This is a genomic window from Streptococcus infantis SPAR10 (assembly GCF_000279535.1).
GTDB classification, from domain to species: Bacteria; Bacillota; Bacilli; order Lactobacillales; family Streptococcaceae; genus Streptococcus; species Streptococcus infantis_I.
This window is the reverse complement of sequence record NZ_ALCH01000009.1, coordinates 41,029-57,430: the sequence shown is the minus strand read 5'-3', so window position 1 is coordinate 57,430 and position 16,402 is coordinate 41,029. Positions and strand designations below refer to the sequence as shown.

The window sequence follows — 16,402 nt, the reverse complement described above, 5'->3', positions numbered from 1 at the left end:
TTTGCGGGTTTGGCGGAATTGGCAGACGCACCAGATTTAGGATCTGGCGCTTAACGGCGTGGGGGTTCAAGTCCCTTAACCCGCATAATAGAAATCAGCCGGCTTAGCTCAGTTGGTAGAGCATCTGATTTGTAATCAGAGGGTCGCGTGTTCAAGTCATGTAGCCGGCATTTTTTTTAATATAAACCAGAGTCGATGCGAACGTAGTTCAGTGGTAGAACACCACCTTGCCAAGGTGGGGGTCGCGGGTTCGAATCCCGTCGTTCGCTTATAGAGGCCGGGGTGGCGGAACTGGCAGACGCACAGGACTTAAAATCCTGCGATTGGTAACGATCGTACCGGTTCGATTCCGGTCCTCGGCATATATTGAAGAGCACCCTTAGCTCAACTGGATAGAGTACCTGACTACGAATCAGGCGGTTAGAGGTTCGACTCCTCTAGGGTGCATTAAACATTTAACTCGGGAAGTAGCTCAGCTTGGTAGAGTACTTGGTTTGGGACCAAGGTGTCGCAGGTTCGAATCCTGTCTTCCCGATTGGTCAATACTTAAATTGAGGCAATTGCCTTTTTTTTATATTTGATTTTGATTGTTATTATCTGTAAATTTACATTTAGTTTTCTTAAATGTTTCGTTACATTTTCATGTCCAAACTAATAAATGTGTAAAGAATTATCTTATCGATAGTTCTTTTTTTAAAATTTGATATCCTAGACATATGAAAAGAATCAAAATTGATGTTGTAGTTGTTCCTTTAAGTGGACATTTGTACCCAACAATGAATTTACTCATCCCCTTACTTAATAACCCTCGATATGATATTCGCTTATTCACTGGTCCTCAAAAAAAGGCCGTTGCTGAATCTGCAGGTTTTCATGTAGTTCCAATATTAGAAAATCACATTGAGGATTTTGAACGTGCAGCTAATAATGATAAGCAATTAGGGATATTATCAGCTTATCAACAACTTTCTTCTAGTATTGATTTAATTAATGTAGTTTCAGATCAATTATTGGAAGAGTGGCAAAAGAATCGCCCTGATATCGTCATTGCTGATTTTATAACCTTGTCTGGAGGTTTAGTAGCTAATCAACTTGGAATTCCTTGGATCACTACCATGGCTACACAATTTGTTTTAGAGACTACTGACGGCCCGCCTTGTCTAATTGGTGGTATGGGGAGTCCTAAGAATGGTTGGCAAGTTTCAGTACAATTTTTAGGTAGAAAAGCAACTCGTTTAGTGAAACGAATTGTATCTTTTCTGCTTCGTGATCGCTTAAAAAGATATCATTTTAAATTGTATAATCAACTCGGTCATGAGACCATTTATTCTCCATATTCAATTCTTGGTATTGGTATGAAAGAAGTAGAATTAAAAAAGGGATTTCCAAAACACTACAAGTGGATTGGTCCTTCTGGTGCTTCAGTTGAGACAGGAGAGGATTATCCTTTAGATTTATCAACATTTTCTAATCAAAAGAAAGTCTTAGTGACTTGTGGTACACAACTTGCTTGGGCTAAAGAAAACCTTATCTATCAAGCTAAGCAACTTGCAAAAGCTCATCCAGACTGTCATTTTTTTGTGACACGTGGTGTGGGTGGAGAAGCCTTCCAATGTGAAAATCTCATGGAGAACCTTTCCGTAGTTTCTTATCTACCTTATAAGGAGTACATTCCCCAGATGGATTATGTGATTCATCATGGGGGAGCTGGGATTTTTTATCAATGCATTATTTATGGTAAACCAGCTTTGATATTACCTCATGATTATGATCAATTTGATTATGCCGTTCGTGGGGTTGAAGCCGGTGTTGCTTTCTCAGCTAAAAGAGATAATAGCAAGGCCATTGGACAAGCCTTTGAGGAGCTGTTAGCTAAAGAAAATTGGCCAGAATTAGAGACTTTACGCCAAGCAACACAGTATTATCATCCGACGGAAATCTTAGAGAGCGAAATCCATCGTCTGCTAGAAGATAAGGAGAAGGAAAAATGAAAACAGTTTTAGTAACTGGAGCGACAGGTTTCCTGGGTAAATATGTTGTAGATGAATTAGTCCAGCATGGCTATCAGGTTCGAGCTTTTGGTAGAAACAGTAAGGTTGGTCGCTCTTTAGAGAATTCTTCGATTAGTTTTTTTCAGGGTGATTTGACCAAAGCTGATGATGTGCTAGAGGCTTGCAAGGGGATGGATCTGGTCGTTCATGCGGGAGCTCTATCAACCGTTTGGGGTCCGTGGGAAGATTTTTATCTGGCTAATGTATTAGGGACAAAGTATGTTCTCGAAGCTTGTCGACAAGCTGGTATTCAACGTTTAGTCTATGTATCCTCACCAAGCATCTATGCTGCTCCTAGAGATCAACTAGGGATTAAAGAAAGTGATGCTCCAGAGGAAAATAATCTCAATAACTATATCCGTAGCAAATTAGCTTCGGAGAAACTCTTTAAAGATTATCCAGATGTTCCTAGCATCATCTTAAGACCTCGGGGCCTGTTTGGGATTGGGGACACTAGCATCTTGCCACGGGTTATCAATCTGAGTCAAAAACTTGGAATTCCTTTGATTGGGGATGGGCGTCAGCTCATGGACATGACTTGTGTGGAAAATGTTGCTCTGGCTATCCGTTTGGCCATAGAAGCTCCAGAAGCTAAAGGTGAGGTTTATAACATTACTAATGGTGAACCGAGGGCTTTTAGAGATTTACTAGAGGAAAGTTTGACAGGTCTGGGTTATCCAATCAAATATAGAAAAATTCCAGCATCTCTCTTATCAGGAATTGCAAGTAGTTTAGAATTTATATACAAGACCTTGAACCTTAAAGGGGAGCCACCTCTAACTCGATATACCTATTATCTGCTTCGCTATAGTCAGACTCTTGATATTAGTAAGGCTGAGAAGGACTTAGGTTATCATCCGAAAATTAGGATTTCAGAAGGGATTGAACAATATGTCCAAGATTATCGAAAGCATTGAGTATTTCCCAGCCGGATATTGTACGAGTTATGCCGGTTTGCTTTTTAAGGGTGTCAAGAATAGAAAGATGACTTTCCCCGCAGGAGTGTTCCTTATCAAGCACAGGGATAAGGGCTATCTGCTCTATGATACTGGCTATCACTATGATATTAAGAGGCAACTTCGTTATGGCTTGTATCGTCTAGGAACGCCTGTTCAAATGACGGAGAAAGATCAGATTTCGCACTTGCTGAAAGCTAAAGAGATCAAACTAGAAGAAATCAACTATGTCTTGCTGTCTCATCTACATCCAGATCATTTAGGAGGGGCTAGCTTCTTTCCGAATGCAAACTTTATCCTGACCCAGGAAGTCTATGATGTATACAAGAAACCAAAATTAAAAGATTTAATTTTTAAAGAATTTTTACCGAGTGACTTCGAGGAAAGATTGACAGTCATCAAGGCAAATCAGCAAAATGCTAACTTTAAGTATCGCCCTACCTATGATTTGTTTGGAGATGGTAGTATCTTAGTTGCTTCTATTGATGGGCATGCTAAGGGGCAAGCTTGTCTCTTTATTCCAGATTATCATCTCTTTATCGCAGCAGATCTTTGTTGGGGAATTGACCTTTTACCCTACACCAAACAGATGCATCTGATTCCTTCCTTGGTGCAAGATAGTAAGGATGACTATATCAAGGGAACAGAGCTCTTGGAAGAGGTTTTAAAGGATGGGATAGAAGTGCTGGTTAGCCATGACCCTGTAGAAAGGATTGAGCGGATCTTGTATGAAAAAAATAACCTTTCTTAAAACTTTTATCCAAACTCGTTGGCTTCATAATTTTAAGTCTCGAGAAGCATTAGAAAACTATCAGAAAAAGCAACTGGTTAGCTATATGGACTTTCTCAAGCGTGAGTCACCTTATTTTAAAAATGGTGTACCTAACGACTTTGATCATATGGACAAGGCTTTTATGATGACGCATTTCAATGAGCTCAATACTCAAGGTGTGGATCGAGACGAGGCCTTGGCTTTGGCTATCGAAAGTGAAAAGACCAGGAATTTTACAGAACTCAAAGGAGAAATAGCTGTTGGGTTGTCTTCTGGGACATCTGGACACCGGGGACTCTTTATCACAACCGAAAAAGAGCGCAGTATGTGGGCAGCAGCTATCTTGGCAAAAATGTTGCCCAAAGGTCACCTTTTTGGGCAACGCATAGCCTTTTTCCTCAGAGCGGATAATGAATTGTATCAGACTATCAATACGGCACTTATTCGTTTAGAGTACTTTGATATTTTCAAGAATACAGATGAGCACATAGAGCGTCTCAATAGTTATCAACCGACCATTGTGGTAGCGCCTGCTTCTATGTTGATTGAATTGAGCAAGCGTCTAAAAGATGGGGAGTTGGTCATACACCCACAAAAAATCGTTTCGGTGGCTGAAATCTTGGAAGATAGTGATAAAGAGCGAATTTTGAGCGCTTTTGAGTTGCCGATTATTGACCAAGTCTACCAGGCAACCGAAGGTTTCCTAGCTTGCACTTGCTCTGCTGGGAATCTTCATCTCAATGAAGACATCATTTTTGTGGAAAAACACTACTTGGATGACCGACGTTTTTATCCGGTGATTACGGACTTTAAACGAATCAGTCAGCCTGTTTATCGCTACCAGCTCAACGATATCTTGGTTGAGAATCCTGAACCTTGTCCATGTGGATCTCATTGCACAAGGATTGACAAGGTCGAAGGGCGTTCTGACGACATCTTCTATTTTGATGGACAGGACGGAGATCAGGTAACGATTTATCCTGACTTTATCAGACGTTGCATTCTCTTTGTGGAGAATGTTGGAGATTATCAAGTCAAGCAACATTCTGAGAAGCTAGTGGAAGTTTGTCTGAGTCGAAGAGATGAGCAGGTTGAAACAGCGATTACAGAGCAGTTTCGACTTTTGGCGCAACAAAAAGAGTTTAAAGAACCTGAAATACAATTTTCAGATTATCACTGGGATACAAGTCGTAAGCTCAAACGTATCCAACGTTTATGAAAGGACAAAAAATTATGACAGAAGTAAAAAGACATGTAGAAATTGTAGGATATGGAGTCTGCCTCCCAAAAAATACGGTGCAATTTAAAGACCAGACCCGTCATCGTGTGGTTGAAAATGAAGAAACGCAACTAGATTTGGCAGAAGCAGCTATCCAAGCTGCACTTGAAAATGCAAATTTGAGTATGAAAGACATTGATTGCCTGGTATCAGCTAGTGCGGTTGGTGTTCAGCCGATTCCTTGTACGGCAGCTTTGATACATGAACGTGTGGCAAAAGGGCTCTCTATCCCAGCTATGGATATCAATACGACTTGTACAAGTTTTATCTCTGCTTTATCAACCATGTCACATTTGATTGAAGCTGGGGAATACCGTCGTGTTTTGATTGTATCCAGTGAAGTTGGTAGCTTGGGTCTCAATCCAAAGCAAAAAGAAAGTTATGAACTCTTTAGTGATGGGGCAGCAGCCTTTATTTTCCAATCAAGTGATAAGGATAAGGGAGTTATCGCTAGTCTTCAACGTACTTGGTCAGAGGGAGCTCACGATACAGAGATTCGTGGAGGCTTGACTTCTTATCAGCCAAAAGAGTACTCTGAAGAGACTAAGACAAATTTTATGTTTGATATGAAAGGCAAGAAAATTCTCTTGCTTTCTGCTCGTGTCATTCCAGAAATGTTCCAAGAATTCCAAGAGAAATCAGGCATTTCTAAAGATGCTGTAGACTATATTATTCCCCACCAAGCTAGTCGCGCTCTTCCTTTGGTCATGGGAAAACTGGGTGTAGACGAAGACAAGTACCTTAACCTTGTTACGGATTATGGAAATATGGTCTCCGTTGCTGTACCTTTTGGTTTGGCTTATGCACTCGATCATGGCTATGTAAAAGAAGGTGATACCATCTTCTTAATGGGAACTGCAGCTGGTATGACGGTTAATATGTTGGCTTTGAAATTGTAAAATAATAGCAGGCACCTATAAGTGGCCTGCTTTTTAAATTAATTTTAAACGTAGAACTATCGGCCTATACAGAAAAAGCTTGATAACTTTTATGAAACTAAGTATACTAGAAGGTAACAAGCGTTTTCAGACAGTATATTAGGGAGTATACTTAGAAATTGAGAGGGAGATATGGGAATAAGAAAATTTCGCTTATTAATGTCCAAGTATGGCTTTAGTATTGCGATTATCCTGATAGAATTAGTTCTTGTTTTCGGAATTATTCTTTACATGAGCCAGATTGCTCCGATTATTTGGGTGACTCTTGTATTTTTGATTAGCGTAGCAACCGTTAGAGCGATTGTCAATCGTTCGATGTCACCTGAAAGCAAAGTGACTTGGTTGATTGTGACCTTTGTACCGGTGTTTGGTCCATTGCTTTATCTCATGTTTGGTGAGAGAAGACTATCAAAAAAAGAACTGAAACAACTCCAGGAATTGAATTCTATTGCATTTCATGAGAATAATGGGCGCCAACTCCATTTGCAACTACAGGAGACAGACAAATCAGCTTACGGAATTATCAATGCCTTGCTACATATGGATAGTAATGCAGAAGTCTATGACCAGACAGATTCACAATTTTTCGCAAGCGGTGAGGAAATGTGGCAACAGATGCTGGAGGATCTTAAAAGAGCAGAAAAGTTTATTTTTCTAGAATACTATATTGTCGACGAAGGTTTGATGTGGGATAGCATACTCGAAGTTCTGGAAGAAAAGGCAGCTCAGGGAGTCGAAGTCAAGATGCTCTATGACGACATCGGTTGTATGGTGACTTTGCCTGGGGATTATACTCTTCATTTGCGTTCTAAAGGAATTGATGCTCATAAATTTAATAAGGTGATTCCTCGTATGACAGTGGCCTATAATAACCGTGACCACCGGAAAATATTAGTGATTGATGGACAAATTTCCTATACTGGAGGAATCAATCTTGCAGACGAATATATCAATCATATTGAACGTTTTGGACACTGGAAAGATAGTGGGATTCGGATTGATGGTCCGGCGACTCAAGCATTTACCAGACTATTTCTCATGAACTGGTACATCAACCGTGGGGAGATTAGTGACTTTGATCAGTATCATTTGGAAAATCAGACACGATTTGGTAGCGGTCTTTGTATCCCATACGGCAGTGGACCTAAGCCAATCTATAAAACTAAGGTAGGGAAGATTGTTTATCAAAATCTGATTAACCAAGCAGAAGATTTTGTTTATATCACAACGCCTTATCTCATTATCGATTATGATTTGACAGAGGATATAAAAAATGCGGCTATGCGAGGCGTAGATGTGAGAATAGTTACTCCCTTTGTACCAGACAAGAAGCTCATTCAACTGATAACACGGGGAGCTTATCCAGATCTTTTATCTGCGGGTGTTCGCATTTTTGAATACACACCTGGCTTTATCCATAGTAAGCAAATGATTGTTGATGATCGATTTGCGGCTGTCGGCACTATTAACTTGGATTATCGTAGCTTGGTTCATCACTATGAAAATGCAGTACTACTCTACAAAACAGAGTCAATAGCGGATATTCGCAAAGATTTTGAAGGAATTTTTGAACAATCTCAAGAAATCTTCTCGGATACCATAAATCCTACATGGTATCAAATGATGATTAAAGAAGTAACACAGTTATTTGCACCTATGCTTTAATTGAAAGAATTAACTGAGAATAGATGATTAGAGGAGAGGTTGGGACAAAAGTCCTAGCCTCTCAATTTTCTTTGGATTGTCGAGCAAGACGCAGTGGTTGAGTGGGCTTTACTACGCTGATTTCATCAGCTTTTACAGCCCTACTCAACTGTGCGGAGGTGGGACGACGAAATCGAATTCTAACGAATTACCGATTTCTGTCCCACTCTCTTTTTCTGTAAGCAGTTTCCTTGACATCTTATTTATTTTTCGTTATCATATGTCCATATAATATATGGGAGTCTGTGTACAGTCTGAGAGGAAGTGTTAAACTTCGACCGCACCTGATCTGGGTAATGCCAGCGTAGGGAACGATACTTGGCCTAATTTTGCACCTTTTTCATATATGGAAGAGGTTTTTCTTTTTTTACAAAGAAAAACTGTAACTTAGAAGGAGGTTTTAATGAAAGCAAGCATTGCTTTACAAGTCCTGCCCCTGTCACAAGGGATTGACCGCATAGCTGTAATTGATCAGGTCATTGCTTATCTGCAAACTCAAGGAGTGGCCATGGTGGTGACACCCTTTGAAACGGTTTTGGAGGGGGAGTTTGATGAGCTTATGCGCATTCTCAAAGAAGCGCTAGAAGTGGCAGGTCAGGGAGCAGACAATGTTTTTGCCAATGTGAAAATAAATATAGGAGAGATTTTAAGCATCGATGAGAAACTTGAAAAGTATAATGAGACGGCATATTAGTCTGCTAGGATTTTTGGGTGTCTTATCTCTTTGGCAGGTGGCGGGATTCTTAAAATTCTTACCAAAGTTTATCCTGCCGACACCACTTGAGATTCTCCAGTCTTTTGTTCGTGACAGAGAATTTCTTTGGTACCATAGTTGGGCAACCTTGAGAGTAGCCTTATTAGGTTTGGTCTTGGGTGTCTTGATAGCTTGTATTATGGCCGTCCTTATGGATAGCCTGAGTTGGCTCAATGACTTGATTTACCCCATGATGGTGGTTGTCCAGACCATACCGACAATTGCCATAGCTCCTATCCTAGTTCTATGGTTGGGTTATGGAATCTTGCCCAAGATTGTTTTGATTATCTTGACGACTACCTTCCCTATCATCGTCAGTATTCTAGATGGTTTTAGGCATTGTGACAAGGATATGCTGACCTTGTTTAGTCTGATGCGAGCCAATCCTTGGCAAATCCTGTGGCATTTTAAAATCCCGGTCAGCCTGCCTTACTTTTATGCAGGTCTGAGAGTCAGTGTCTCCTACGCCTTTATCACAACAGTGGTATCTGAGTGGTTGGGAGGCTTTGAAGGACTTGGTGTCTACATGATTCAGTCAAAAAAACTGTTTCAGTATGATACCATGTTCGCGATTATTATTCTGGTGTCGCTGATCAGTCTTCTGGGTATGAAGCTAGTCGATATCAGTGAAAAATATGTGATTAAATGGAAACGTACTTAAAAGAAGCGTTTTGGAAAAAGAAAAGAGGAAATAAAAATGAAGAAAACATGGAAAGTGTTTTTAACGATTGTAACAACTCTTCTAGCTGTCGTGCTTGTGGCTTGTGGCCAAGGAACAGCTTCTAAGGATAACAAAGAAGCAGAACTCAAAAAAATTGACTTTATCCTAGACTGGACACCCAATACCAACCACACAGGGCTTTATGTTGCCAAGGAAAAAGGGTATTTCAAAGAAGCTGGAGTGGATGTTGATTTGAAATTGCCACCAGAAGAAAGTTCATCTGACTTGGTTATCAATGGTAAGGCGCCATTTGCTATCTATTTCCAAGATTACATGGCTAAGAAATTGGAAAAAGGAGCAGGTATTACTGCCGTTGCAGCGATCGTTGAGCACAATACATCAGGGATTATCTCTCGTAAGTCTGACAATATCAATAGCCCTAAAGACTTGGTTGGTAAGAAATACGGAACTTGGAATGACCCAACTGAGCTTGCGATGTTGAAAACCTTGGTAGAATCTCAAGGTGGAGACTTTGACAAGGTTGAAAAAGTACCAAACAACGATTCAAACTCAATCACTCCGATTGCCAATGGCGTTTTTGATGCTGCCTGGATTTACTATGGTTGGGATGGAATCCTTGCTAAATCTCAAGGTGTAGATGCTAACTTTATGTATTTGAAAGACTACGTCAAAGAGTTTGACTACTACTCACCAGTCATCATTGCTAACAACGACTATCTAAAAGACAACAAAGAAGAAGCACGTAAAGTCATCAAAGCTATCAAAAAAGGTTACCAATACGCTATGGAGCACCCAGAAGAAGCGGCTGATATCCTGATCAAGAATGCCCCTGAGTTAAAGGATAAACGTGATTTCGTTATCGAATCTCAAAAATACTTGTCAAAAGAATATGCAAGCGACAAGGAAAAATGGGGACAATTTGATGCGGACCGCTGGAATGCCTTCTACAAATGGGATAAAGAAAATGGTATCCTCAAGGAAGACTTGACTGATAAAGGATTCACTAACGAATTTGTAAAATAATGACAGAAATTAGACTTGAACACGTAAGCTATGCCTACGACAATGAAAAGATTTTAGAGGACATTAACCTACAAGTGGTTTCAGGTGAAGTGGTCTCCATCTTGGGACCCAGTGGTGTTGGAAAGACCACCCTCTTTAACCTGATTGCAGGGATTTTAGAAGTCCAGTCAGGTAGAATTGTGCTTGACGGGGAGGAAAATCCCAAGGGGCGTGTGAGTTATATGCTCCAAAAGGATTTGCTCTTGGAACACAAGACTGTCCTTGGCAATATCATTTTGCCCCTCTTGATCCAAAAGGTGGACAAGGCAGAAGCCATTGCCAAAGCAGATGAAATTCTTGCTACCTTTCAGTTGACGGCTGTAAGGGATAAGTACCCTCATGAACTCAGTGGTGGGATGCGCCAGCGTGTTGCTTTACTCCGTACCTACCTTTTCGGGCACAAGCTCTTTCTTCTAGACGAGGCCTTTAGCGCTTTGGATGAGATGACTAAGATGGAACTTCATGCCTGGTATCTTGATATTCATAAACAGCTAGGGTTAACGACCTTAATCATCACCCATAGTATAGAGGAAGCCCTCAATCTCAGTGATCGCATCTATATCTTGAAAAATCGCCCTGGTCAGATTGTTTCTGAAGTCAAACTTAATTGGTCTGAAACTGAAGACAAGGACGTTCAAAAAATTGCCTATAAACGCCAGATATTAGAAGAATTGGGCTTGGAACTATAGCTAAAAAACTGTGAAAAACTCACACTACAAAAAAACTTCGGTACATCATTAATGATACCGAAGTTTTATTTTTATAGATTTTACGAAATATTTCTTAGATTTGATGATAAATAACATACTTTCAAAGGATTTGAAAGCTAGTTGTAATTTTTTTATTATAACATAAATGTTGAAATGTAGAATAGAAAATAAAGTATAGTTTGCTAACGGTAGCTATTTTTAAAACTCAGTATTTTCAAGGATTGAGCCCTAAAAGTTTGACTTATAGAGTTGTAAATGATAGTATAGTCAAAGATAGTCAAAGTTTAAGAAGGAGGTAGCAAGCTATGAAATTTAAAAATACATCAGACCATATCGAAGCCTATATCAAGGCGATTTTAGAACAATCTGGTATCGTAGAATTGCAACGAAGTCAGCTAGCGGATACCTTTCAAGTCGTACCTAGCCAGATCAACTATGTGATTAAGACTCGTTTTACAGAGAGTAGAGGATATCTAGTTGAGAGTAAGCGTGGTGGTGGAGGCTATATTCGTATTGGTCGAATCGAATTCTCTAACCATCATGATATGCTCCGCGATTTGTTGTATTCAGTGAGTGATGAGGTGAACCAAGTCATCTTTGAAGATGTCTTAAGACTCTTAGTCGAACAAGAACTCATGACCCGCCAAGAAATGAATCTATTATTAGCTATGGGGACAGACCGAATTCTAGGTGAGGAAGCTAATTATATTCGTGCCAATATGCTTCGTCAGTTGTTGCATGAAGTAGATAGAAAAGGAAAATAAGACGACATGAAATATTCAAAAGCATTGAGAGAATGCATCGATAGTGCCTTTCTGGTAGCGAGTCGCTTTGATGCAGATTACCTAGAGTCTTGGCATTTGCTGATTGCCATGGCCAATCATAGCTACAGTGTTGCTGGAGCAACTTTAAATGAATTCCCGTATGAGATTGATCGTTTAGAGGAAGTAGCTGTAGAATTAACAGAAGCAAACTTTAACCATAAGGAAGATTATAAGGAGCTCCCATTTTCCTATCGTTTGAACGTCTTGATGTTGGAGGCGGAACATGTTGCTTCGGTTGTACATGCCAAAGCATTGGGAACAGAGCATCTTCTCTACGCTATCTTACATGATGGCAATGCCCTAGCTACTCGCATTTTGGAAAAAGCAGGATTTTCTTATGAAGACCAGAAAGATCAAGTCAAGATTGCTGGGCTTCGTCGTAGTCTTGAAGCGCGTGCTGGTTGGACAAAGGAAGATTTGAAGGCTCTGCGTCAGCGTCACAGATCAGTAGCAGATAAGCAAAATTCTATGGCCAATATGATGGGTATGCCTCAAACTCCAAGTGGTGGTTTGGAAGATTACACTCATGACCTCACAGAGCAAGCTCGTTCAGGCAAATTGGAACCAGTTATTGGACGTGACCAAGAAATCTCTCGTATGATCCAAATCTTGAGTCGAAAAACAAAAAACAATCCAGTTCTAGTTGGAGATGCAGGTGTTGGTAAAACAGCTCTGGCACTTGGCCTTGCACAGCGAATTGCCAACGGAAATGTGCCTGATGAAATGGCTAAGATGCGTGTCTTAGAACTTGATTTGATGAATGTGGTTGCGGGAACCCGTTTCCGTGGAGACTTTGAAGAACGTATGAACAATATCATCAAAGATATCGAGGAAGACGGTAAGGTTATCCTCTTTATAGATGAGCTTCATACCATTATGGGATCAGGAAGTGGTATTGATTCGACCTTGGATGCGGCCAATATCCTGAAACCTGCCCTAGCGCGTGGAACTCTGAGAACTGTTGGGGCAACCACTCAGGAAGAATACCAAAAACACATCGAAAAAGACGCAGCCCTTTCTCGTCGCTTTGCAAAAGTGATGATTGAGGAACCAAGTGTGGCTGATAGTATGGCTATCTTGCGTGGCTTGAAAGCAACTTATGAGAAACACCACCATGTCCAAATTACAGATGATGCTGTCGAAACAGCTGTCAAAATGGCACATCGCTATTTGACTAGTCGTCACTTGCCAGACTCAGCGATTGATCTTTTGGATGAAGCGGCAGCAACTGTCCAAAATAAATCAAAGCACGCTAAAAAAGATGAGTCAGGTTTAACAGCAGCGGACAAGGCCTTGATGGATGGCAAATGGAAACAAGCAGCTCAGCTCATTGCAAAAGAACAGGAAGTTCCAGTCTATAAAGATCTAGTAAAAGAGTCTGATATTTTGACAACCTTGAGTCGCTTGTCAGGTATTCCAGTTCAAAAATTGACACAAACGGACGCCAAGAAGTATCTCAATCTTGAAACTGAACTGCATAAACGTGTTATCGGACAGGAACAAGCGGTATCTAGTATCAGTCGTGCCATTCGCCGAAATCAATCGGGGATTCGCAATAACAAACGTCCAATTGGTTCCTTTATGTTCCTAGGACCAACAGGTGTTGGTAAGACAGAATTGGCCAAAGCCTTGGCAGAAGTTCTCTTTGATGACGAGTCAGCCCTCATTCGTTTTGACATGAGTGAATATATGGAGAAATTCGCAGCTAGTCGTCTCAATGGAGCTCCTCCAGGTTATGTAGGCTACGAAGAGGGCGGAGAGTTGACCGAGAAGGTTCGCAACAAACCGTACTCAGTCTTGCTTTTTGATGAGGTGGAAAAAGCCCATCCAGATATCTTTAACGTGCTCTTGCAAGTCTTGGATGACGGTGTCTTGACGGACAGTAAGGGTCGCAAGGTTGATTTTTCAAATACTATCATTATCATGACATCAAACCTTGGTGCGACAGCTCTTCGTGATGACAAGACAGTCGGTTTTGGAGCTAAAGATATTCGTTTTGATCAGGAAAATATGGAAAAACGGATGTTCGAAGAGTTGAAAAAAACTTACCGCCCAGAGTTTATCAACCGTATTGATGAAAAAGTGGTCTTCCATAGCTTGTCAAGTCAAGATATGCAGGACGTGGTTAAGATTATGGTCAAACCATTGATTGCAAGTCTTGCTGAAAAAGGAATTGACTTGAAACTCCAAGCATCTGCCCTTAAGCTTCTAGCTCAGAAGGGATATGACCCAGAGATGGGAGCTCGCCCACTGCGCAGAACTCTGCAAACAGAAGTAGAAGACAAACTAGCAGAGCTCCTTCTTACAGGTGAACTGAAAGAAGGTAAGACACTTAAAATTGGTGTCAAAGTAGGTCAATTGAAATTCGACATTGTATAAAACAAGAACTATTAATCTATAATTTGTAGATCCACCCTCTTTATTGCCATCAAAAGCAGAAAGGAAGTAGAAGATGATGAATCAGATAATTCCAACCGGGATGACAGAAAAAGAGTACTTTGAAGTTCACGCTAGTCAAGCTGAATTTTTAGACTGGTACCACAAGCAAGCACTCCCTCAGTATGAAAAACCAAGTGTGACTGTGGATATGGTAGCCTATTGCTTTGCAGAAGGGAAAATGAAACTCTTTCTGATTCGTCGGAAGGCACACCCTTTTCAAAATTGTTTAGCGCTAGTTGGTGGTTTTATGGATAAAGGGGAAGATGCTGCCCATGCTTGTCAACGTGAGGTAAAAGAAGAAATTAATCTTGAACTTCCACTAGAAAAGATTGAACAGTTAGTGACAGTATCTACTCCTGGTCGTGATCCCAGAGGTTGGACAGTTACCATTGCCCACTTGGTTTACCTACCTAGTCGAGCTCTTGACTTAGTCCAGGCAGGAGATGATGCAAAAGAAGTCGTTCTTGTAGATGTTGATTTTCACACAGGCAAGTGTTACTTGGATGGCAAAGAACTTGACGAGAAGGACTTTGCATTTGACCACTTATCCATTATTCAAACATCCATCAAGAAGATTCAAGAAGCTATCGACTATGACGCTCGTTTCCTTTATTTACTAGAGGATGAGTTCACAGTGGATGATGGGTTAGCCCTCATTGAGACTCTATGCCCAGGCAAATCATGTACGAGTGATAGTTTCTTATCGAAATATGGTCATAGCATAGAGGAAGTTGGATTTAAACGGATTCCTCAGAAGGAAGTTATCACTATTTATCGATTAAAATAAAAAAGTGAGGTCGGGATTTTCTCGACCTCTTTTTGTTTAAGGATGTTTATCTTTATTAGAATTGCTCATGATTCGAATGAATAAATCTTTGTATTTATATTTTAAATAATGTTCGTGTAAATACAATAAAGCCACGTAGACAATCATGAAAATGGCAGTTAGGTAGAACAAATCAAATGTTGTTTGAGCGTAATGAGTAGCACCCCCATAAGAAACGAAAGCAGCTAAAATCAACCAAGGAAGATACTTGTAATAGTTTCTTAACATAAGCCTACACCTCCAATATCTTATTTCAATTTTATTATAGCCCTTCAAGAAAAAAATGCAAGCGATTACACTTATAAAATATAGTATTTTTAGTAGGAAAAATTTCCTGTTTTTTAAATTTTTAACGAATAATAGAGATAGGAGGATTAAAAAAAACAAATATAAATAAAAACCAAAACCATATATAAATAGTTGACAAACCCTAAAACAAATATTACAATAACATTACAGAAGTATTTCATAACATTTCAAAAAGATTACATGGGAGGCGCATCATGAAAACAAAACATTCAATTCGTTTACTAGCAGTAGCAGTATTGGCTTCAACTTTGCTTTTAGGAGCATGCGGAAATAAGAAAGAGAACACTGCAAGTGATAATTCTAGTAAGACAACACAAGCATCTTCTAGTTCTAAGGCGAGTTCTTCAAGTAAAGAGAACAAAACTCAGAAATCATCAAATTCAACTTCATCAGAAAAAGCTAAATCATCATCTTCTGATCAGTCAACGACTACTGCTAATCAATCGCAAGCAACACCAGCACCAGAAACAAAACAAAATCAAGAACCTTCTGCTAAGCAAACCCCTTCTCAAGCCCCATCCAATCAACAAGGAACACAAGCAAACCCGAATCAGTCAGCTTATGATCCAGCAACTGATCGCAAACTTCAAGACAAGCAGGCAGAACACAACAAACGTTATAAAGGCGTCTTGACTATGGTGGACAAAGACTTTTCGGCTGCAGCTGGGAATTGGAAGGGGGCTAATGGTGAAACTATCACGGTCTCATCAGGTGGCCAGTTTACAGTGGAATCTGCTGATGGTAAGAAAGAAAACTACTCTATCCAAAGTTATTCTTATACCCTTGATGATGGAAAATACAATGCGGAAGTAGGTGGTGGAAAAGTCATTCAAATTACAACAGGAGCGGATGGTACGGTATCTAGTGTTGTCTTGATTCAACCATAGAATTTAGTACTGAAATAATTTGTTTAAAAATAGCTCAGTTGATGAATACTTACAGCATTCCCAGTTGATAAGACGTCATACATGAACTCCAGAGATGAGACTAACTTAGGAGTATATGTAATCATGTCTACTTGAACTGACCGTTTTTCACTTAGTTTCTTTCAGAGAAAGTGGTATAATGAAAAAATCAAAGGGAAACGAGTGATGAA

General features: G+C 40.0%; 15 protein-coding genes and 6 tRNA genes. 20 read left to right on the top strand and 1 reads right to left on the bottom strand.

Going from position 1 to position 16,402, the window contains the following annotated elements; genetic code table 11:
- Window positions 1-3 precede the first annotated feature (3 nt).
- From SPAR10_RS10450 to SPAR10_RS10360, 19 genes are all read left to right on the top strand, one after another.
- Window positions 4-85: transfer RNA gene (locus tag SPAR10_RS10450), tRNA-Leu, on the top strand.
- A gap of 12 nt (window positions 86-97) precedes the next feature.
- Window positions 98-170, top strand: a tRNA-Thr gene (locus tag SPAR10_RS10445).
- A gap of 27 nt (window positions 171-197) precedes the next feature.
- Window positions 198-269: transfer RNA gene (locus SPAR10_RS10440), tRNA-Gly, on the top strand.
- Window positions 270-276: 7 nt separating this feature from the next.
- Window positions 277-362, top strand: a tRNA-Leu gene (locus tag SPAR10_RS10435).
- A gap of 11 nt (window positions 363-373) precedes the next feature.
- A tRNA-Arg gene (locus SPAR10_RS10430) sits at window positions 374-447 on the top strand.
- A 14-nt stretch (window positions 448-461) separates the two neighbouring features.
- Window positions 462-535, top strand: a tRNA-Pro gene (locus SPAR10_RS10425).
- Between the two features lie 181 nt (window positions 536-716).
- On the top strand, window positions 717-1,991 hold the full coding sequence (locus SPAR10_RS10420) for a glycosyltransferase (protein WP_025170590.1): 1,275 nt from the start codon (window positions 717-719) through the stop codon (window positions 1,989-1,991).
- A complete protein-coding gene (locus SPAR10_RS10415) occupies window positions 1,988-2,968 on the top strand; it encodes an NAD-dependent epimerase/dehydratase family protein (RefSeq protein WP_004254079.1) in 981 nt (326 codons plus the stop codon). Before SPAR10_RS10420 ends, SPAR10_RS10415 begins: the two co-directional genes overlap by 4 nt.
- Window positions 2,943-3,758 carry an MBL fold metallo-hydrolase gene (locus SPAR10_RS10410; protein ID WP_004254076.1) on the top strand — a complete coding sequence of 272 codons (816 nt, stop codon included), beginning with the start codon at window positions 2,943-2,945 and terminating at the stop codon, window positions 3,756-3,758. The genes SPAR10_RS10415 and SPAR10_RS10410 overlap by 26 nt, the downstream gene beginning before the upstream one ends.
- Window positions 3,736-4,998: a F390 synthetase-related protein gene (locus SPAR10_RS10405; protein WP_004254074.1), complete on the top strand. Its 1,263-nt coding sequence runs from the start codon at window positions 3,736-3,738 to the stop codon at window positions 4,996-4,998. The genes SPAR10_RS10410 and SPAR10_RS10405 overlap by 23 nt, the downstream gene beginning before the upstream one ends.
- A gap of 14 nt (window positions 4,999-5,012) precedes the next feature.
- The gene (locus SPAR10_RS10400) at window positions 5,013-5,957 is read left to right on the top strand and encodes a 3-oxoacyl-[acyl-carrier-protein] synthase III C-terminal domain-containing protein (RefSeq protein WP_004254070.1); all 945 of its coding nucleotides are present in this window, start codon (window positions 5,013-5,015) and stop codon (window positions 5,955-5,957) included.
- A gap of 171 nt (window positions 5,958-6,128) precedes the next feature.
- Complete coding sequence (gene cls, locus SPAR10_RS10395; protein ID WP_025170589.1) at window positions 6,129-7,661, top strand: cardiolipin synthase; 1,533 nt, start codon at window positions 6,129-6,131, stop codon at window positions 7,659-7,661.
- 442 nt (window positions 7,662-8,103) lie between these two features.
- On the top strand, window positions 8,104-8,394 hold the full coding sequence (locus SPAR10_RS10390) for a thiamine-binding protein (RefSeq protein ID WP_004254065.1): 291 nt from the start codon (window positions 8,104-8,106) through the stop codon (window positions 8,392-8,394).
- Window positions 8,357-9,115, top strand: a complete 759-nt coding sequence (locus SPAR10_RS10385) for an ABC transporter permease (RefSeq protein WP_025170588.1) — start codon at window positions 8,357-8,359, stop codon at window positions 9,113-9,115. Before SPAR10_RS10390 ends, SPAR10_RS10385 begins: the two co-directional genes overlap by 38 nt.
- Window positions 9,116-9,151: 36 nt before the next feature.
- Window positions 9,152-10,159 carry an ABC transporter substrate-binding protein gene (locus tag SPAR10_RS10380; protein WP_004254061.1) on the top strand — a complete coding sequence of 336 codons (1,008 nt, stop codon included), beginning with the start codon at window positions 9,152-9,154 and terminating at the stop codon, window positions 10,157-10,159.
- A complete protein-coding gene (locus SPAR10_RS10375; RefSeq protein WP_004254058.1) occupies window positions 10,159-10,887 on the top strand; it encodes an ABC transporter ATP-binding protein in 729 nt (242 codons plus the stop codon). Before SPAR10_RS10380 ends, SPAR10_RS10375 begins: the two co-directional genes overlap by 1 nt.
- 326 nt (window positions 10,888-11,213) lie before the next feature.
- A complete protein-coding gene (locus SPAR10_RS10370) occupies window positions 11,214-11,672 on the top strand; it encodes a CtsR family transcriptional regulator (RefSeq protein WP_004254054.1) in 459 nt (152 codons plus the stop codon).
- 6 nt (window positions 11,673-11,678) lie between these two features.
- Window positions 11,679-14,111 carry an ATP-dependent Clp protease ATP-binding subunit gene (locus SPAR10_RS10365; protein ID WP_004254051.1) on the top strand — a complete coding sequence of 811 codons (2,433 nt, stop codon included), beginning with the start codon at window positions 11,679-11,681 and terminating at the stop codon, window positions 14,109-14,111.
- 73 nt (window positions 14,112-14,184) lie between these two features.
- Window positions 14,185-14,958, top strand: coding sequence for an NUDIX domain-containing protein (locus SPAR10_RS10360; protein ID WP_004254048.1), 774 nt, complete (start codon window positions 14,185-14,187; stop codon window positions 14,956-14,958).
- A 36-nt stretch (window positions 14,959-14,994) separates the two neighbouring features.
- Here the strand turns inward: SPAR10_RS10360 and SPAR10_RS10355 are convergent, their stop codons facing one another.
- On the bottom strand, window positions 14,995-15,225 hold the full coding sequence (locus SPAR10_RS10355; RefSeq protein ID WP_004254045.1) for a hypothetical protein: 231 nt from the start codon (window positions 15,223-15,225) through the stop codon (window positions 14,995-14,997).
- Window positions 15,226-15,500: 275 nt separating this feature from the next.
- Between SPAR10_RS10355 and SPAR10_RS10350 the strand changes: the two genes are divergently transcribed.
- Entirely contained in the window at window positions 15,501-16,193 is a 693-nt protein-coding gene (locus SPAR10_RS10350) for a hypothetical protein (protein WP_004254042.1), read from the top strand.
- Window positions 16,194-16,402: the final 209 nt, after the last annotated feature.